Source organism: Microbispora rosea (assembly GCF_044460045.1).
Lineage (GTDB): Bacteria > Actinomycetota > Actinomycetes > Streptosporangiales > Streptosporangiaceae > Microbispora > Microbispora rosea.
The window spans coordinates 1-19367 of sequence record NZ_JBITJO010000004.1; the positions used below are offsets into that span (position 1 = coordinate 1).

Genomic DNA, 19367 nt, shown 5'->3' on the forward strand with positions numbered 1-19367 from the left:
CACCGGTAGACGGGGTCATGCATGATTTCATGCACTGGCTTTTAGCACACTGTTGAGTTCTCAAGAAACGGACGCGACCACCATCACCCGAAACCTCAGAAGGTCCCACGCTCCGGGGCGTTTCACCGTTTGTTTTTCTTTTGTCTTGCTGGTCTTAATTCTTCCCGACCGGCTCTTTCGTGTCAAATCCGCCCCACCGGGACTTCTTGACCCGAAACCCGCCGACCGACAGGAATTTCGACCCCCCGTTTCCGGGGCAACCCCTCTAACTTACCCGAACCCCCACCCCGGCGCAAAACCACCGAGAACCAGAAGATCGAAAAGTACGAGAAGCTCACCGGCAACCGCCGCGCACACACAAGACAACCACCGAAGTGATCGAAGAGGAGTGCGCCGAACCGCGCCGACACCACAAGATTACCAGGGCCTGCCGACGACTTGGCCCGGGTAGGCTCCAACGCACCCGCGCGGAAACCTATTCCCACAGGTCATCCTGTGGATGGAAGTTCCGCACGAATCCAACGGCGTCCGGCCCGGCTTCATTCCCGTCACGACTCGCCCGCGCGGACAAGGGTAGGGGCCAGGGCGTGCTACGACTGATCCACCTTGCACAGCCTTTCCACCAGGAGAAGGGGTAGGAACGGACGTGACTCGACAGGGGTTACCTCGCGCCCTGATCGTGCTGGTCTGTGCCGCGGCCGCGGTGATCACCCTTGCCGGCGTTCAAGCCGTGGGCTCGATCGTCGGCCCGGTCGTCCTGGCGCTGACCCTCGTCATCGCCGTCGCCCCGATACGCGGCTGGCTGGCCCGCCACAACTCTCCGGTGTGGTTGCAGGTGGCCGTTCCCCTCGCGGTGGTGCTGCTGGTCCTGCTCGGCATGGTCGCGGTGCTCAGCCTCGCCGCCGCACAGCTCGCCATCCTTGCTCCCACGTACGCGGTGCAGTTCAACGCGATGGTGGCCGACCTCCAGCACTGGGCGGCGGGTCTCGGCTACGGAAGTGAACAGCTCAACAAGGCGCTGTCGTCACTCGATTTCGGCAAGTTGATCGGCCTCGCCCAGAGCGTGTTGAGCAGCCTTCTGGGAGTGCTGTCGAGTCTGTTCCTGATCGTCGTGCTGCTGCTGGCCATGAGCCTCGACGCCCCCGTTTTCGCTCGGATCGTGGACGCCGCGTCGGCCGAACGGCCCGCCCTCGCCCGTGCGCTCAAGACCTTCACGTACAGGACTCGCCGCTACCTGATCGTTTCGACCGTCTTCGGCCTCATCTGCTCGATCCTGGACGTCATCGTGTTGTACGTGCTGAGCGTGCCGCTCCCACTGCTGTGGGGAGTGCTCGCCCTCATCACGAACTACATCCCGAACATCGGGTTCATTCTGGGCCTCATCCCGCCGGCGCTGCTCGGGCTGCTGGAAGGCGGGCCCAAGACGATGCTGCTGGTGATCGTCGCCTACATCGCCATCAACGTGGTGATCCAGTCGTTCATCCAGCCGAAGTTCCTGGGTGACGCCGTGGGGCTGTCCACCACGGCCACCTTCCTCTCGCTGATCGTCTGGGCGTGGGTGCTCGGCCCGCTGGGCGCGCTGCTGGCGATCCCGCTGAGCCTGCTCGTCCGCGCCCTGCTCGTCGACAGCGATCCGGACGGCGCCTGGGCCGCCGCGCTCATCTCGGGACGGTTACCGGAGCGCTCCCCCGGGTCCCGCCCCGACTCCCAGCCGGAACAGCCGGAACAGCCCGAACCTCGGTGACATCGTCCGTCCGGGTCGGCCCGACAGCCGTTCGACGCCGCGGAGCAGTCGGGCCGTTGTGCCCCTCCTCCAAGTGACCACACCTGCGGAGGGAGACGCTGATGGCCGTGGCCGACATTTCGGGTGGACGGCACGGAGCGTCTGCTGAGTGCGCCGCCGCGCTCCGGCTTAGGGTCTGATCATGCGGCGATGGGACAACGACGAGCGCTTCACCGGGATCGCGGACGCCTCGGCGATGGAGCCACAGGTCTCCGCCCTGCTGGGCGCGATGGCACGAGACGGGTGGGTGGCGGAGGAGCCCGAGGCGCATCTGCTCCCCCACCTGCGCCGGGCGTGCGGGTCGGAGTGGCTGCTGACCGGTGAGCACCTGCTCGATGACGGCGTGTACGAGGTGACGGTCTCGCTGGCCGGCGACAGGGAGGGCGTCCACGTGCAGCGCGACGTGATCCGGCTCCTGTCGGCGATCGCCGAGACCGTCTTCTTCGTACGGCAGGCCGCGCCGGGCGTGTTCGAGTGCGTGACCGGGATGCTCGACGGCGACACCGGCTTCGCGAGCCACGGCCACATGGTCCGCCTCATCGTGACCTGAGACCGGCAGGGGCCCGCCTCAGGCGGTGCGGATGCTCTCCCTCTCCCCCGGAAGCGACTCCGGCGTGATCTCCACGTACCTGCGCCGCCACGGGATCGCCGCGATCAGCACCGGGAACAGCACCAGCGAACCGATCGCCCAGGGCGCGTGCAGCTCGCCCCACTTGGGTCCGTGGAACTGGGTGAGCACGATGTATCCGATCGCCGACCAGAGCGAGCTGCCGATGATCGCCGGCCAGGCCCAGCGGGTGGGCCGGGCGACCAGGAACGGCATGAACCACAGCAGGTACTGCGCGCCGAGGCGCGGCGTGAAGATCATGAAAGAGAGCAGGATCGCGATCGTGACGTCGACCGGATCGGCCTTGCGCCACCAGACGAGGCAGGCGACGATCGCAGCGTAGATCATGTACTGGCCGATCCTCGCCGGGGTCGGATCGAGGTTCCAGTTGCCGCCGCTCACCAGGGCGGTCCAGCCCCAGTCACCCGTGATCGGGCGGACGTCGCTGGGCCGCAGCCCGATGGTGTTGAGCACCTCGGGCAGCTGCCGCCACTCCGTCCAGCCGCCGATCGGGAGCGTCAGCAGGAAGAACACCGGCGCGACGCCGGTCGCGACCAGCGTGACCAGGCGGCTGCGCAGCCCCGGCAGGAACATCAGCAGCGCCGGCACGAGGATCACCGGCCAGCTCTTCGCGCAGAGCGCGAGCCCCATGAGCAGACCCGCCCACACGGCCCGGCCGGTCGCCGCGCGGTCCTCCTCCGACGGGTGGACGACGCGCCGCACGATCTCGCCCGGCGAAATCCAGGGCAGCGGCAGGTCACGGTTCGCGAGCCGCATGTGGGCCCACGGCAGGGGGTCGGGCCGCCGCCAGTCTCCCGGGCCGCGCGCCACGACGTACGCCGCGACCCCGAAGACCAGGGAGACCGGCTCGACCTGGCCGTGCACGGAGGCGACGAGGATCGCGAGGGGGTTGCAGGCGTACTGGAAGGCGCGCAGCTTCTCGGTCCGCGACCCGGCCAGCTTGCCGACCAGCGGGATCAGCACGATGTCGGCGACCACGGTGACGATGCGACCGGCGTACTCCCAGGGGATGCCCAGCCACAGCAGCAGGCCGTACATGTACGGGATCGTCGGCAGGAAGTGCCATCCGCCGTTGCTCTCGAGCACCGGATCACGGTGGTCGAGGATCGCCACGCCGGCGGGCTGGAAGCTGTTGACGTAGTCGACGGGCTGCCAATGGGTGTCCCGGGCCGACAGAACCATGATCAGCACGCGTACGGCGACGCCGAGCGTGAGCGTGACGGCCAGGGACGGCCGCCAGCCCTTCCATTGGGCGACGATGGCGAGCACGACGCCCGCGACGAGGACGATGCTGGTGGGGATCGCGTATTCCATGACGTGCCAAGCCTGCCTGACGAATGGCGAACAGGCGACTTGTTCCCCGATTCGAGGCACCGGCCGTCGCGGTCCGTCACAATTCGGGGTATTGTGACCACGGAGCGTTACATCCGGGAGACTTCGATGAAAATTCGCCTGTGGATCACCGTAGCCGTGGCCGTGATCGTCGGGATGTTGATCGGCCTGCTCGCCCCCACGAACGGGGGCGACCGGCACGGCGGGTAAGGGGGGTCGTCCCCGCCGGGCCGGCCGCCTGCTCATGGGCGCCGGACTCGCATCGGTCCGCACTCACATCGGTCCGAGCTCGCATCTGGCCGAGCTCACATCGATCCGAGCTCGCATCGATCCGAGCTCGCATCTGAGCGAGCTCACATCGCGCGGGCGGCGAGGGATCCGGTCCGGCGGGCCGTGCCCGGATCCCTCTTGCCCTCGACGGGTGGACGGGTCAGAAGCCCGCGGTGATCCTCGTGAAGTCCCAGTCGTTCTGGGCGATGCCGCTGCAGTTCGACACCACGCCGCCGCCCGCGCAGCCGCGGTCGCGGTTGACCGCCCAGAAGGCGAGCCGGCCCAGGCCCTTGGACTTGGCCCAGTCGCGGATCTGGGTCCAGGTGGCCACAGAGGTGAGCTCCTGCTGGTCGGACAGGCCGTTCATGCCGGAGATGCCCATGTGCGCGTACGCCTGGGCGTCGGTCCAGCCCCAGGCCGCCTTGAGCGCGTTCTTCAGCCCCTCGGCCGCGTTGACGGTGTTCTGGTACATGTTCGCGCCGCCGCCGAAGTCGAACGGCATGATCGTGTAGTTGTCGATGTTCACGCCCAGCGCCTTGGACTGGTTGATCAGCCGGGTGCCCCACCAGCTCGGGCCGGTCGTGCTGGTGCCGAAGGTGACGACGACCTTGACGTTCGGGTTGTTCTGCTTGACGATCTTCAGTCCGCCGAGGATGCGGTCCTGGACGGCCTCGTTCTCGAACTCGTCGCTGTTCTCGATGTCGAAGTCGACCGCGGCCGGGTTGTAGGCGTTGATGACCTGCTGGACGGCCGAGGCGAAGGCGGACGAGCTGGAGCAGTTGGGGCCGAGCTTGTTGCCCGACCAGCCGCCGAAGGAGATCTGGACGTTGCCGCCCGCGGCCTTGATCTGCGAGATCGCGCTGGCGTCGGCGCTGCCGGACAGCGGGCGGGAGCCGTCCCAGGCCGGGGTGCAGCCGCCGCCGGAGAGCATGAAGGCCATCGTGAACTGCCTGACCCCGGTGGCGTTCATCACCGTCGCCGGGTTCGGCGGGTTGCCCCAGCCCTCGTACAGGTAGGGCGCGCCGGGGAGCTTCCCGCCGCTCGCGGGACAGCCCGTGGTGGTGCCGGTCACCGAGCCGCTCGCCGCGGACTCGCCGTTCGAGTTGTACGCCTTGACGGTGTACGTGTGGGTGGTGCAGGTGCCGAGGCCGGAGACCGTGGTGCTGGTGCCGCCGACGGTCGCCTTGACCGAGGTGCCCTCGTAGACGCGGTAGCCGGTCACCGTCCCGCTCGACGCGCCCCAGGACAGCGAGATCGACGAGTTCGTGGTGCCGGTGACCGACGGGTTACCGGGCTTGCCGGGCGCGCCCGACGGAGGCGTCGGCGACGGGCTCGGGGACGGGTTGCCGCCGCCGCTGACCGGCTTCCACAGGGCCGGGACGTTCGGCGGCTCCCAGCCGGTCAGGGACGTGTGCGCCTGGATGCACTCGTAGTCGACGCCGTTGTAGGTCACCCGGGCGCCGATGGCGTACCAGGTGTTCGGGGCCCATGCCGGGTAGGCCAGCATGACCACGCTGTTCGGGGCCGCCGAGGCGGACGCGGCCGTACCCGCGACCAGTCCGGCGACGGCCAGGAGGAGGGAGGCGAGCAGAGCGAGGGCCGTCCTCGCGCGCCGGCCCGTACCGAAGCGAAGCTGCATTTCTCCTCGCAAGGGGTGGGGGGTGGGTGGGGGATCACTTCAGGGCGTCGAGATACGCCCTGTGGGAACGGGAGAATTCGGAGCCCGAGTACCTGTCCCAGTTGACGGACCAGGCCATGAGGCCGCGCAGGCCGGGAAAGGTTCCGTGCGGCCGGTAGGAGCCGCAGCCCGTCCCCTTCGCCAGGCAGCCGAAGGCGCTCTGCACCTCGGCCGTGCTCGTGTAGCCGTTGCCGGCGTACGGCGCGGCCGGCAGGCCGATCGCGACCTGGTCGGGACGCAGCGGCGGGAAGGTTGCGCCACCGGCCACGGGGAAGCCGGTGAGCAGCATGTCGGTCATGGCGACGTGGAAGTCGGCCACGCCCATCGTGTGGTACTGGTTGTCGAGGCCCATGATCGGCCCGGAGTTGTAGTCCTGGACGTGCAGCAGCGTGAGGTCGTCACGCAGTGCGTGGATCACGGGCAGGTACGCCCCGGAGCGGGCGTCGGCCGTGCCGTTCCGGCCCGGGCCGTAGAACTGGTAGCCGAGCTGGACGAAGAACGTCTCCGGGGCCATGGTGAGCGTGAACGTCGCGCCGTACCTGGCCTTGAGCGCCTTGATCGCGGAGATGAGGTTCACGACCACCGGGGTGGTCGGGTTCCGGAAGTCGGTGTCGCCGGGGTTCAGCGACAGCGAGTGGCCCTCGAAGTCGATGTCGAGACCGTCCAGGCCGTATCTGTCGATGATCGCGGCGACCGACTGGACGAATTTGTCCCGGGCGGCGGTGGTGGTGAGCTGGACGACGCCGTTCTGACCGCCGATCGAGATCAGCACCTTCTTGCCGGCCGCCTGTTTGGCGCGGATGGCCGCGACGAACTCGGCGTCGCTCTCGACGTTCGGGCACTCGGTGGCCGGACAACGGGTGAACCGGACGTCGCCGGAGGTGGGCGAGGTCGGCTCGCCGAACGCCAGGTCGATGATGTCCCACGCGTCGGGGACGTCGGCCATCCGCACGTAGCCGGACCCGTTGGCGAACGAGGCGTGCAGGTAGCCGGCCATCAGCCGTTTGCCGCCCGGCGGCGGCGGGCTCGGCGAAGCCGAGGGTGAGGGCGACGGGGACGGTGATGGGGACGGCCTCGGGCTCGGGCTCACCGACGGGCTCACCGACGGCGACGCCGATGGAGAGGGCGAGGGCGAGGGCGGGGTGCCGGGGCCGTCGAGGACGATGTCGTCGGCGTAGTAGGCGCCCTGGCCGTACCAGCCGTTGACGTAGATCGTCACACTCGTCGTGGACGATCCCGTGGTGAACGACGTCGACAACTGTGACCACGACGAGCCCGGCGACCCCCACGTCTGGGTGTTCACCCCCGCGCCGGTCGCCCCGAGGAACACGTAGTTCCCCCGTACCCACGCCGACAGCGCGTACGTCGTGGACGGCTTGACGCTGATCGTCTGCTCACACCGGGCGTAGTCGCTGCCGGCCGGGGTCGCGGACAGAGCCCGGGACCCGCCGTGGACCGGGCTCGACACCGCCTGCGCCGTGGACGCGCACGTCCAGCCCGACAGACCCGACTCGAACCCCGCGTTGGCCGCGATGTTGGCGGCGAGGGCCGGGCCGGTGAATGTGGCCGTGAGCAGGCCGGCGAAGGCGACGGACGCCGCCGCGCCCAGGCCGATGAGCTTCTTCATGTGCCTCATCCCGTGTACGAAGCGAAGATCTTGGAGAACTCGTAGGGCGACTGGGCGATGTTGGTGCAGGAGTAGAGCGCGCCGGTGCAGGCGTTGCGGTCGCGGGTCGTCTCCCAGAAGGCCAGCAGCCCGAGGTGCTTGTCCTTGGCGAAGGCGACGAGTTGACGGGCGTCGTCCTGGTTGTAGATCCGGCCGTCGTCGTTCTGGCCGAGCATCGGCGTGACCCCGGCCATCCGCCACACCTGGGCGTCGGACAGGCTCGGATAAAGGCTCTTGAGCTGCGCGAATGTGCTGTTCGCCGCCTGGACCGCCGCGTCGCCGTAGTCGACGGACTGGTAGTAGTCCATGGCCATGACGTTGACGACGTCGAGCCTGACCCCGGCGTCGCGGGCCGACCGCACCACGTTGAGGCCGTCGGCGGTCAGGCCGCTCGGCAGCACGGGCAGCGTGAGCGAGATCTTCAGGTCGGGGTGGGCCTGCTGCAGCCGGGCGAGCGCCTGGGAGCGGCGGGCGATGGACGCGGGCTCGGCCGCCGCGGATCCCTCGATGTCGAGGTCGATGTATTTCAGGTCGTAGGCGGTGACGACGGCGTCGTACTCGCCGGTGAGCGCGTTCACGTCGGTGCACGCCTGGGCGAGCTCGATGCCGGTCGCGCCGCCGAAGGACACCTTGACGTCCCCGCCGCCGGCCCGGATCGCGTCGATCTGGTCCTTCGCCCACTTCTGCCGCGGGTCGTACGCGTTGAACCACATCGCCTTGCAGCCCGAGGCGGTGACGAACGCGAGGGTGAAGCTCTTCAGGCCGGAGGCCGAGGCCATCGCGCTCAGGCTCGGCGTGGGCCAGGCGCCCATGTCCACGTACGGCGCGGCGCGCAGGGCCCCGGGCGCGGGCGGCGGCGAACTCGGAGACGGGCTCGCGGATGTGCTGGAGGACGCGCTCGGCGAGGGGGACGGCGAGGTCGTCGCGCCGTCGCACGGGCCGCCGTTCAGGCGGCAGGCGACCGGCCTCCCGGGTCCGCCGTTCACCCAGCCGAACGTCGTCGAGGCGCCCGGAGCAAGGCCGCCGTTGTACTCGCGGTTCCTGAACGTGTAGTGGTCGCCGGAACGCGTCATGAGCGCGTCCCAGTAGGACCCGACCGTCGAGCCTGCGGGAAGGTCGAACTCGACCGTCCAGCCGGAGATCACGGCGGTCCCGGTGTTGGTGAGGGTGTAGCGGCCCTGGTAGCCGGAGCCCCAGTCGGAGTCGGCCGAGAAGACGGCCTTGACCGTGGCGGCCTCGGCGGGCAGCGCGACGAGAGCGAGCGCGAGTGCGGCCATCGCGGCGAGCGCACGCCAGACATGCCTGATCTGCATGGACACAACCTCAGTGGGGGGTGAACGGGGAGGTCATGGGAATCCGTACGGCCGGCGCCTGACGGAGGCGGCCGATCGGAACAGCACCGGCCGTACGGCACTCAAGGGCGTCTGGTGACGGGACGCGAGACGAGAACGCTAGGGGTGAGGAAGGGCCATTTTCGGCTCCCGATGTTACTTCTTTTAGGAAAGTTTCCTAAGAGTTGTACGGATCGTAGCTTCGCGGTCGCTGGTTCACAAGACCCAATTCGACAGCGTTCCTAACGAACCGTGTCATCGCCGGTCGAGGCGCGGGGCCGGGTTATGCGCGTGTTAAGGACCTACTTCTCGTCCCTTGAGGCGGGCACGTTGTGGCGGCTCAGCGCGCTCCGGCGAAGCGGGCCCGGCTCGGTGTGGCCTCGCTCGGTGTCGCCTGGCTTGGTGTTGGCGGCTTTCGAGGTGGGTGGCTCAGCGCAGGATCGCGCCCTCGCGGACGGCGTGCCGGCCGTCACGCTGCACGTTGACGAAGTCGACGAGGCCGACCAGCTTCTCCAGGTCGAACCCGGCGTCGATGCGATCGGCGTCGGCGGGGAGGTAGACCGTGAGCAGATAGTGGCGGCCGGTGGCCGCGCCGAGCGCGTCGAGTTGCACGCGGAACTCGGTCAGCAGGGCCGTCAGGTTCCGCCTGTCGCCGGCACCGGTGTGGTTGCCCAGGTGGCCCTCGCCACCGGGCCATTCCCAGTCGACGTCGATGCCGTCGAAGACGCCCACCGCGCTGCCCGGGCCGCCCCTGCCCCCGGCGCCCGGCAGGTCACCCCTGATGTAGGTGTCGAGACATGACTTCACGAACCTCTGCCGGGTGGCGGCGGTCCGCGCGACGTCCGAGAAGTATTTGGAGTAGGTCCAGCCGCCGATCGAGATGAGCGCCTTCAGGCCGGGATGCCGGGCCTTGAGCTTCTTGAGCTGGTTGAAGTTGCCGGCGAGCGGAGCGTCCGGAGGGTCGGCGACGCCGTCCAACGACTCGGCCGCCGTGAAACCGCGCTGGTAGTCGGCCCAGGCGTCGCCCGCGCCGTCGCCCTGGTCGGGGTCGTTGGGGTCGGGCGCGGGCGGCCGGGTGACCCCGCTGAGACAGGCCGGCGACTCGGGATCGATGTTCGCGAAGGCGTAGAGGACGTGGGTCAGCCTGCCCGCCAGCCCGCTGGCGTCGAGGTCGCGCACGGTGGACGTGGCGCCGTACGCGCCGCGCTGCGAGACGTAGCCGACCCGGATGCGGCCCGGCGAGGGGGACGGCGACGGCGTGACGGTGACGGTGACCGTGACCGTCACCTCGGGCACGGCAGCGGGAGCGACCGCATGTACCGGTGCCGCGTGTGCGGGAGCGACGGCCTGTACGGGAGCGGCCGCCTGCGCGGGAGCGACCGCGGCCCGCACCGGTGCGGGCTGTGCCGGTGCGGCGGCCCTGCGCACCACGACACGTGACCGGGCCTGCGTCTGGCCGACGGCCGTGGCGCCGGTCTCGGTGGCGCGGGCCGGGCCGTACCAGACCACGAACAATGAGGACAGCACGGCGCTCAGGACCACGACGGCGAAAGCGCCACGCATGATCGCTCCCATGGTGGCTCCGAACAGAGACGAGCCTCCGCGACGGGGCGCGGAGGCGTGAAGAGGAATGCCGCGGGAGCGTAGTGACGTCATCGCCGGACGGACAAGCGGCGCAGTCTTAAGCCCGGATTATGCGTGACTCATGTCGCAGGTGGGCGCGTTCCAGCGGCCCAGCCTGCGGTTACCCATGGTGCCGCCCTTCCCTGCAAGTTTCACCTTCGCCGCGATCAGCGAGACCGCCGGTCCCCTGCCGCGCCATGCGCTCCCGTGCCCTCCCATGCTCTCCCTTGCCAGCCCGCGCCCTCCCATGCGCTCCCTTGCCAGCACCGTGCCAGCGCTGCGCCAGCCCCCTGCCAGCGCGGGCGGAGACCGTCGGAGCATGACGTACGCGATTGAGGTCCGCGGCCTCGTGAAGAGATACGGCGACAAGGCCGCGCTGGCGGGGGTCGACTTCGCCGCGCCGCCGGGCACGGTGCTCGGCGTGCTCGGCCCGAACGGCGCGGGCAAGACCACCGCGGTCCGGATTCTCGCCACGCTCGTCTCCCCCGACGAAGGCCGCGCGGCGGTCGGCGGGCACGACGTGGTGAAGGCGCCGGCGGAGGTACGGAAGCTGATCGGGTTGACCGGCCAGTACGCGTCGGTGGACGAGAAGCTGACCGGGCGGCAGAACCTGGTGATGTGCGGGCGGCTGCTCGGCATGGGCCGGGCCGCGGCCCGGGGCAGGGCGGCGGCGCTGCTCGGGGAGTTCGGCCTGGAGGACGCCGCCGACCGGGCGGCGGGGTCCTACTCGGGTGGCATGCGGCGGCGGCTCGACCTGGCCGTCAGCCTCGTCGGCCGGCCGTCGATCGTCTTCATGGACGAGCCGACGACCGGGCTCGACCCGCGGGCCAGGGCGGACCTGTGGCGCATCGTGCGCGAGCAGGTGGCGGGCGGGGCGACCGTGCTGCTCACGACGCAGTACCTGGAAGAGGCCGACCAGCTCGCCGACGAGATCGTGCTCATCGACCACGGCGCGGTGGCCGCGAGGGGAACGCCGGGCGAGCTGAAGGCCAAGGCGGGCGACCGGCGCCTGGAGATACGGCCCGAGCACGACGTGGAGAAGGCGGAACTGATCCTCGCCGAGGTCACCGGGCTGACCCCGCACCGTGGCGAGAACGGCCTGCTCAGCGTGCCGCTGCTCAACCCGGCGATGAGCCTGGCCGTGTTCCTGCGGCTGGAGGATGCCGGTGTCTCCCTCGCCGAGCACGCCGTCCGCCGGCCCACGCTCGACGAGGCGTTCCTCGCCCTCACCGACACCACGACCTCCGGAAGGACGCCTTGACCGCCGCACCCACGACACGAGTGAGACCGACCGACGACAGCGGGGAGAACGCGATGACCGCCGTACCGTCCACGACCGGGCACCGGGGCGCGCTCGCGCAGGGCATGACCCTCGCCTGGCGGAGCCTGGTGCCGCTGCGGAACGAGCCCGGCCGGCTTGTCCAGCTCCTGCTTCAGCCGGTCTTCATGGTCGTGGTCTTCGTCCTGATGTTCGGGGCCATGTCCGGCGACACCGAGCACGCCGCGCGCTATCTGTTGCCCGGCGTGCTCACGCAGGTGGCCCTCATCTCGACGAACACCACGGGCATGAACCTCGCCGAGGACATCGTGAACGGCGTGTTCGACCGGTTCCGGAGCATGCCGATCGCCCGCTCGGCCCCGCTGATCGGGCGGGTGGCCGCGGACGCGCTGACGACGACGGTGATCATCGTGGTGGCCCTGGCCGCCGGGGTAGCGGCCGGGTTCCGGATCACCGCTTCACCCCTGGAGGCGCTGGCCGGCCTGGCCCTGCTGCTGCTGTTCACGCTGGCCCTGAGCTGGGTGTCGGCCTGGCTCGGGCTGAAGGCCAAGTCCGTCGCCTCGATGCAGGGAATGGCGACCGCCGTCCTGCTGCCACTGACGTTCGGCAGCAGCGCGTTCATCCCCCCGGCCAACCTGCCGGGCGTGCTGCGCTGGTGGTCGTCGCTCAACCCGATCTCGCACCTGGCCGACGCCGTCCGCGCGCTGCTCACCGGCACTCCCGTGGGACCGCACGTCTGGGTCACCCTGGCCTGGGCCGCCGCGGTCACCGCGTGTTTCGTCCCGCTCGCCGTACGCGCCTACGCCCGGAAGATCCGGTGAACGCCGTCCCCGTGCCGGCCTGGGCCGGTGACCTCCCCGACGGCCGGGACGTGTGGACCCGCATGCGCGACGGCGCACGGCTCGCCGCGACCGTCTGGCTGCCCGCGCCCAGTGGGCGGCACCCCGTCCTGCTGGCCCGGACCCCGTACGGCAGGGGGCCCTACGGCCCGGGCCTGCGGCTCGACGTCGCCCGGCTGCTGTCCGCGGGTTACGCGGTGATGGTGCAGGACGTCCGCGGCACCGGCGAGTCGGAGGGCGACCTGCGGTTCCTCACCGGCGAGGCCGCCGACGGATACGACACGGTGACCTGGGCCGCGCGCCAACTGTGGTGCGACGGGCAGGTCGGCATGTTCGGCGACTCCTATCTCGGCATCGCGCAGCTTCTCACCGCGAGCGAGCGGCCGGACGGACTGCGGGCCATCGCGCCCTCGGTCTCCCCCGCCGGGCTGCACGACGTGGTGTACGCCGGCGGCGTCCTCAGGCTGGGCATCGTCCTGCCGGTCCTGGCGGCCGTCATCGCGCCCCTGCACCTGGCACGCCGCGCCCGGCGCGGTCCCTGGGAAAACGGTCCTCCGGCCGCCCCGGCGGCCCGTCTCGGCGAGATGCTCCGGCGCCTGCCCGTCGGGGACCAGCCGGAGATCGCGGACCTCTTCCCCTTCTACGCCGACTGGCTCGCGCATCCCGATCCGTCCCACGAGCTGTGGCGGGACGCCGACCTGGGGGCGCGCTACGACAAGATCGAGGTGCCCGCGCTGCTGTCGACCGGGTGGTACGACTACTTCCGCGACAGCACCATCCACACCTACCGGGCTCTGCGCGACAGTGCCCGTCTCAGGGCCCGCCTCGTCGTCGGCCCGTGGACCCACGCGTTCCGCGAGCGGACGCTGGCCGGGCGCGACCACGGCCCGCACGCGAGCGGGGAGGCCCTCGACTGGACGGGCCTCCACCTCGACTGGTTCGGCCACTGGATGCGCGGCACGCCGCTGGGGGACGACGCGAGGGTCCGGGTGTTCGTCACCGGCACCTGCGAGTGGCGCGCGATGGGCGACTGGCCGCCGGAGGAGAGCGAGGCCGTCCGCTACCACCTGGGTGACGGCGGCACGCTCGGGCCCGAGGCGGCCCGCACACTCGTGCCCGAGGCAACGTTGCGGGTCTGCTTCCTGTCCGACCCCGGCGACCCCGTCCCGACGACGGGCGGCGACGTGATCGAGTTCCTCCCTCCTGGGCCGGGGCCCGTGGACCAGCGGCCGCTCGCCGGCCGGGCCGACGTGCTGCGCTACACGACCGCGCCGCTGCCGGCGCCGCTGGAGGTCATAGGTGCGGCCGAACTGGTGGTGACCGCCGAGTCAGACGCGAGGTGTTTCACGGTGACGGGCAAACTCGTGGACGTGCACCCCGACGGCCGGGAGGAGATCCTCGTGGACGGCATCGCCCGGGTCGAAGGCGGCGGCGCCCAGCCGGAGAGGGTGCGTGTCCTCCTCGGCAATCTGGCCCACGCCTTCGGGGCGGGACACCGGGTGCGGCTGGAGGTGGCGGGGTCGAACTTCCCCAAGTACGCCCGGCACCCGAGCTCGGCGCGGGTCACGATCAGCGCGCCGTCCTACCTGCTGCTCCCGGTGGCGGGCAGGCCGAGGTCCTCGGGCGACGCCGTGCGGCCGCGTTCGTAGGCGGCGTCGAAGTCCGGGCCCGCCGCCTCGCGCGCCGCCGTGAGCGCCTCGGCGGCCTCGGCGTCCGCCCGCCAGCCCTGGTGGGCGGCGTCGGCCGCGCCGAAGAGCGCCGCGGAACGCACAGCGTCGCCCCCGGCCAGGGCGATCATGGCCAGCCCGGCCAGCACGGTCGAGAGGACCGGCGGGTTGGGGGCGCCGCCGAGGGCGTCCAGCGCCTGGTGATGGCGCGCGAGCGCGCCGCCGAGGTCGCCCCTGGCCAGCAGCGTCCTGCCGTACTCGGCGTACGCCGACGCGAGCAGCTGCGGGATGGTGAGGTGTTCCCGCAGCACGGCCAGGGCCTTCTCGTACGCCGCCACCGCGCCGTCGAGATCGCCCCCGCTCCGCGCCACCTTCGCCTCGCCCATGCTCACCTGCACCAGCGCGTACGGCGAGACGCCGGCGGCCACGTGGGAGCGGGCGGCCGCCACGTCCGCCGCCGCGCCCTCGGCGTCGCCCGCCTGGAGGCGCAGCCCGGCCAGGCGGGTCAGCGTGGAGATCATGTCGTCCGCGCTGACCCATCCGGCGGTCAGCCCGGCGATCTCGCCGATCAGGTCGGTCGTCGGCGCGCCCCGGCGGGCGCGGAGGGCGGCCAGCGTGAGCAGCGCCTCGCTCAGCCCCCAACGCTCCCCCAGCGCCCGGAACCTGCGCACCGCCTCCGCGACGTCCTGTTCGCTGCCGCCGGGCGAGCCGAGCGACCCGCCCCTGATCATGAGCGCCGAGCCGGCCAGCCAGGGATCGTCCGAGCCGGCGTACGCGTCGAGCATCGCGGCCGCCTCCTCCCTGCGCCCGGCCATCGCCGTCACGACCGCCCGCAGGATCGGCAGCATCGGATGCACCCGGCCCTCGCGGAGGGCCTCCTCGATGAGGTCGCCGAGCTCCCGGCGGATCTCCTCGACCCGGACGGGCTCCGTCCAGATCGCGCCGAGCCGGGTGACCGTGACCGCGAACCGGCACCCGGCGTAGGCGCGCACCAGCCCGGCGGGCGGGCCCTCGGGGACGAGTTCGAGAACCTGCCCGGCCCAGGCGGCCGCCTGCCCGCGATGTCCGCGCAGCCACCAATACCAGCTCAGCGTGCCGCACAGGCGCAGCGCGGTCTCCGCCTCCCGGGAGTCGACGGCCCAGCGCAGGGCGGCGTTCAGGTTGTCCTGCTCGGCGGTCAGCCTGGCCATCCACTCCAGCTGCCCGGCTCCGCGCAGGCGCGGCTCGGCATCCTCGGCCAGCCGCAGGAAATGCGCCGCGTGCCGGCGCCGGTAGCGGTCGAGCTCACCGCTGTCCGTCAGCCGTCGCAGCGCGTACGCCCGGATCGTCTCCAGCATCCGGAACCGGCCGTCGCCCGGCGTCTCCAGCAGGGACTTGTCGACCAGGGACGGCAGCACCGCCACCACGTCGAGGCCGTCGCCCCCGCAGACCAGCTCCGCGTCGTCCAGCGTGGCGCCGCCGGCGAACACCGCGAGCCGCTCCGCCAGCGTCCTCTCCTCGGGCGCGAGCAGGTCCCAGCTCCACTCGACCACCGCGCTCAGCGTCCGGTGCCGCGGCAGGGCCGTACGGCTCCCGCCGGTCAGCAGGCGGAACCGGTCGTCGATGCGGGCCGCGAGCCGCTCGGGGCCGAGCGCCCTGATCCGTGCCGCGGCCAGTTCGATGGCCAGCGGCATCCCGTCGAGGCGGCGGCAGATCGTGACGACGTGCGGGGTCGTGTGCTCGTCGAGGGCGAAGCCGGGACTCACCGCGCGGGCGCGGTCCACGAGGAGGCGTACGGCGGGATACTCGCCCGCCTCGCGGGGGGTGACGCTGGTGACGCCCTCCGGGGGCAGGCCGAGGGGCGGGATCGGGGCGAGCGTCTCCCCCGGCACGCCGAGCGGCTCGCGGCTGGTGGCCAGCACGCGCACTCCCGGGCAGCGGCGCAGCACGAGCTCGGCCAGGCCCGCCGCGGCGTCGATCACGTGCTCGCAGTTGTCGAGGATGAGCAGCGGCTCGCGCCCGGAGAGGGCGGCGACCAGTCGTTCCGCCGGGTCCTGCGGGTCGCGCCGCCAGTCCCCGCCCACCCGCGGCTCGGCGTCGGCGCCCAGCGTTTCGAGCACGGCCCGCACGACGTCCGCGGGGTCCGTCAGAGGGGCCAGCTCGGCCAGCCACGCCCCCTCGCCCGTGAGGTCGGCGGCGCGCAGGGCGGTCTCGACCGCAAGGCGCGTCTTGCCCGCCCCGCCGGGGCCGACGACCGTGACCAGCCGGGAGTCGCGCAGCAGGGCCGCGAGACGGGTGACCTCCTCCTCGCGGCCCACGAACGTCGTCGGCGGCGCCCACACCCTGCCCGCCCGTGTGCCCGGGACGCCCGTGCCGGGGATGCCGGGGGTGCCGGGGATGCGCTTCAGCGGCGGGCTTGGCGCGATCGGATCCTGCTGCCCGCGCAGCACGTCGAGATGGGCGGCCCGCAGCTCCGGACCCGGATCGACGCCGAGTTCGTCCGCGAGCGCCCTTCGGACCCGCTCGTACAGGGCAAGGGCCGCTGCCTGCCTGCCCGAGTGGGCGAGCGCGCGCATCGCCAGGGCGGACAGCCGCTCGCGCAGCGGATGGGCGGCCACCTCGGCCGACAGGTCCACCTCACGGCCGAGCGCGAGGTGCGCGGCGGCGCGGGCCTCGACAGCGGCCAGCCGCCGCTCCTCCAGTCGCGCCGCCGCGGCCGCCAGATAGGACACCGCACGCAGATCGGCCAGGGCGGGTCCGCGCCACAACGCCAGCGCCTCGTCCAGTTCCGCGCACGCGTCGTCCAGCTCCGCGCCGGGAACCTCGCCGTCCGCCATCCGGTCCGGCAGCGCGCCCGTCGCGTACGGCAGGGTCAGTGCGGTGAACACGTGGGAGTCGACCTGCGCGGGCTCGACGCCGAGCACATAGCCGCCGTCGCGCCACAGCACCGCGCCCGGGCGCCCGAGCGCCGCGCGCAGGCGTTTCACCAGCGTCTGCAGCGCGTTCGAGGCGTTGGCGGGTGGGTCGTCCTCCCACAGCGCGTCCACGAGCCGGTCGGCCAGGACGAGGCGGCCGGGCCGCAGGGCCAGCACGGCCAGCAACGCGCGCACGCGCGTGCCCGCGACGGCGACCGGAGCCCCGTCGTCGTCGAGGACCTCGAGCGCGCCGAGGAGACGAACCCGCACGCCGGTCTATCCTGCCAGCCACCGGGCGGCCCGCGTCGCCCGCCCGTCGCGCGGTCGCTCAGACGGCGCCCACGAGGGTGACGACGCCGGCTCCCACCAGGGCGAACGCCCACATCCTGTCGAGGTTGAACCAGGCCCGGCGCAGGACGGCGACGCCGAGGAACTCGTACACCACGACGGCGACGACGGTCGCCGTGAGGAACATCGCGAGCGTGTGCACCCCGGCGACGAGCATGCCGCCCGACAGGGCGTGCCCGTGGTGGCTCGCCGGCATGCGGGTCAGCACGGGCAGCAGCATCAGGCCCGCGCCGTGCACCGACGACATCAGGAACGACCAGGCGGCCAGTTGCGGCAGCGACAGCCGCATGCCCACCCAGCGGAAGTGCCGCCGGGAGAGCAGGTGCCACAGGCCGAACCCGACGAGCACGACGCCCGCCCCGATCGAGAGGGCCGTGGCCGTCACGATCGACCCGGTCGCCGACACGGCGAGCACCACGAGGGCCACCGACGCGAGGTGGCCCAGCGCGATGACCGGCAGGGACTGCAGCAGCAGGTCGCGGCTGCGCTCCTGCAACCCACGGGCGACGGCGAACAGCCAGCCCATCGCGGGGTTGATCCCGTGGAAGGCGCCGAGCAGGATCACCGCGGTCAGTGTCACGGGTAGCAGTAGGAGTCGGAGGACGCGTCGCCGCCCTGCAGCCGGACCTGGTGCGGGCGCAGGCCGCGGAAGTCGTCGCCGTGCGGGAAGAACCCCTCGTCCAGCGTGAACGGCTCGGCGTCGATCTTCGCCATCCAGGCGCCTACACCGTCGGGGTAGAACTGGTCGTCCCAGGCGCCGTACAGCGAGTTGGTGACGTAGATCCGGCGGCCGTCGCGGCTCACCTCGACCATCTGCGGGCCGCCGGAGAGCCGCTCGTCCGGCGCGGCCGGGTGCGCCTGCCGCCGCACGATGCCGCCGAGACGGACCGAGCCGATCTCGACCGGTTTGAACGGGTCGGACACGTCATACTGCTTGAGCTCTCCGGTGCCCCAGCACGACACGTACAGGCGCTGGTCGTCCACCGACAGGTCGATGTCGGTCACCAGCGGCGGCACCGCGCCGAACGGCTTGAGCACGTCGGGCAGGTCGTCGGGCGAGGCGGGCTCGGCCGGGATGGTGATCACCTTCTGGGCCGCCCAGCGGGAGCCGTCCCCGTGCCTGACATCTCTGTGCCACACCCACACGGAGGCCGACAGGTCCTCGACGTTGGTCACGACGCCCACGAAGCCGTACGTCTTGGTCGGGTCGTGCGCGGGGCGGAGCTCCAGCGTCATCTGGTGCTGGTCGCCGAGGTCCACCTCCTGGACGTGCCTGCGCTTGCGCAGGTCCCAGAAGTGGATCTTGTGACCGTACCTGCGGCCGAGCAGCAGCTCGCCGACCACCCCGTTCTCGATCATGGACGGCGTGCCCCACTCGGATGTGATCATCACGTCGTGGTTGATGTGCCACCAGAAGTCGTACGCGAGGTACTGCGGGCCGCGGTCCACCTCCCACCGGCCCAGGACCTCGAAGGAGTTGTGGTCGAGGATCGCGATGCCGCCGGGCCCGTCGTCGCCGTAGCCGCCGAGCGCGCTGACGTACAGGCCCTCGGGACCGCAGTGCACGGTGTGCGGGCGGGAGTAGCCGGCCCGCTTGCCCAGCTCCTCGGCCTCGATGACCTTCACGAGCTCCGGGCTGACCCGATCCTTGGTGTCGTAGACGTAGATCCGCGACGACCGCAGGCCGGGGACGATGAGGTAGCGCCGCTCGACGTGGGGGTGCGGCGCGTACGGGCACAGCGCGCTGCTGCACGCGTTCCAGCCGAAGTGGTGCAGCTCGTCCCCCGTGTACGGCAGGTCGGTCCAGCCGACCACGGTCCCGTACGACGGGGAGCCGGGGTCGGTGTCGAGCACGGCGAGCGCGTCGGGCCGCTGGGCCGACCGGTCGAAGGCGGCGACATAGGCCAGCTTCTCCGGCGGCGCCTCGGCGGCGTCCCTGGGCGAGGGATAGAACGTGGGGTCAGGCTTCCACAACGTCATGCACCCCAGGATTCTCCCGAGTTCCCTACCAAGTCAATAGGAATCTACT

13 protein-coding genes are annotated in these 19367 nt (G+C 71.5%); 5 read left to right on the forward strand and 8 right to left on the reverse strand.

Going from position 1 to position 19367, the window contains the following annotated elements:
* Positions 1-646 precede the first annotated feature (646 nt).
* Positions 647-1744 carry an AI-2E family transporter gene (locus tag ACIBK1_RS17285; protein ID WP_051762588.1) on the forward strand — a complete coding sequence of 366 codons (1098 nt, stop codon included), beginning with the start codon at positions 647-649 and terminating at the stop codon, positions 1742-1744.
* Between the two features lie 181 nt (positions 1745-1925).
* Positions 1926-2333 (forward strand): hypothetical protein, encoded by a 408-nt coding sequence (locus ACIBK1_RS17290; protein ID WP_396736021.1) that lies wholly within the window; start codon positions 1926-1928, stop codon positions 2331-2333.
* Between the two features lie 18 nt (positions 2334-2351).
* On the opposite strand, the gene ACIBK1_RS17295 is transcribed toward ACIBK1_RS17290, so the two are convergent.
* From ACIBK1_RS17295 to ACIBK1_RS17315, 5 genes are all read right to left on the reverse strand, one after another.
* Complete coding sequence (locus ACIBK1_RS17295) at positions 2352-3725, reverse strand: glycosyltransferase 87 family protein (protein ID WP_396736024.1); 1374 nt, start codon at positions 3723-3725, stop codon at positions 2352-2354.
* Positions 3726-4173: 448 nt separating this feature from the next.
* Positions 4174-5652: a carbohydrate-binding protein gene (locus tag ACIBK1_RS17300; protein ID WP_396736027.1), complete on the reverse strand. Its 1479-nt coding sequence runs from the start codon at positions 5650-5652 to the stop codon at positions 4174-4176.
* A 34-nt stretch (positions 5653-5686) separates the two neighbouring features.
* The gene (locus ACIBK1_RS17305; protein ID WP_396736030.1) at positions 5687-7318 is read right to left on the reverse strand and encodes a chitinase; all 1632 of its coding nucleotides are present in this window, start codon (positions 7316-7318) and stop codon (positions 5687-5689) included.
* Between the two features lie 5 nt (positions 7319-7323).
* Complete coding sequence (locus ACIBK1_RS17310) at positions 7324-8670, reverse strand: cellulose binding domain-containing protein (protein ID WP_396736033.1); 1347 nt, start codon at positions 8668-8670, stop codon at positions 7324-7326.
* Between the two features lie 447 nt (positions 8671-9117).
* Positions 9118-10251, reverse strand: coding sequence for a glycoside hydrolase family 18 protein (locus ACIBK1_RS17315; protein WP_396736036.1), 1134 nt, complete (start codon positions 10249-10251; stop codon positions 9118-9120).
* Between the two features lie 379 nt (positions 10252-10630).
* On the opposite strand from ACIBK1_RS17315, the gene ACIBK1_RS17320 reads away from it, so the two are divergent.
* The 3 genes from ACIBK1_RS17320 to ACIBK1_RS17330 are packed head-to-tail and all read left to right on the forward strand — an operon-like array spanning position 10631 to position 14078.
* A complete protein-coding gene (locus ACIBK1_RS17320) occupies positions 10631-11572 on the forward strand; it encodes an ATP-binding cassette domain-containing protein (RefSeq protein ID WP_396736039.1) in 942 nt (313 codons plus the stop codon).
* A 53-nt stretch (positions 11573-11625) separates the two neighbouring features.
* Positions 11626-12411, forward strand: a complete 786-nt coding sequence (locus ACIBK1_RS17325) for an ABC transporter permease (protein ID WP_396736043.1) — start codon at positions 11626-11628, stop codon at positions 12409-12411.
* On the forward strand, positions 12408-14078 hold the full coding sequence (locus ACIBK1_RS17330; protein ID WP_396736046.1) for a CocE/NonD family hydrolase: 1671 nt from the start codon (positions 12408-12410) through the stop codon (positions 14076-14078). Before ACIBK1_RS17325 ends, ACIBK1_RS17330 begins: the two co-directional genes overlap by 4 nt.
* Here ACIBK1_RS17330 and ACIBK1_RS17335 read toward each other — a convergent pair.
* The 3 genes from ACIBK1_RS17335 to ACIBK1_RS17345 are packed head-to-tail and all read right to left on the reverse strand — an operon-like array spanning position 14012 to position 19318.
* On the reverse strand, positions 14012-17260 hold the full coding sequence (locus ACIBK1_RS17335) for an AfsR/SARP family transcriptional regulator (RefSeq protein ID WP_396736049.1): 3249 nt from the start codon (positions 17258-17260) through the stop codon (positions 14012-14014). The genes ACIBK1_RS17330 and ACIBK1_RS17335 overlap by 67 nt on opposite strands.
* A gap of 58 nt (positions 17261-17318) precedes the next feature.
* Positions 17319-17918 (reverse strand): hypothetical protein, encoded by a 600-nt coding sequence (locus ACIBK1_RS17340; protein ID WP_076434942.1) that lies wholly within the window; start codon positions 17916-17918, stop codon positions 17319-17321.
* Positions 17915-19318, reverse strand: coding sequence for a selenium-binding protein SBP56-related protein (locus ACIBK1_RS17345; RefSeq protein ID WP_396736052.1), 1404 nt, complete (start codon positions 19316-19318; stop codon positions 17915-17917). Before ACIBK1_RS17345 ends, ACIBK1_RS17340 begins: the two co-directional genes overlap by 4 nt.
* Positions 19319-19367: the final 49 nt, after the last annotated feature.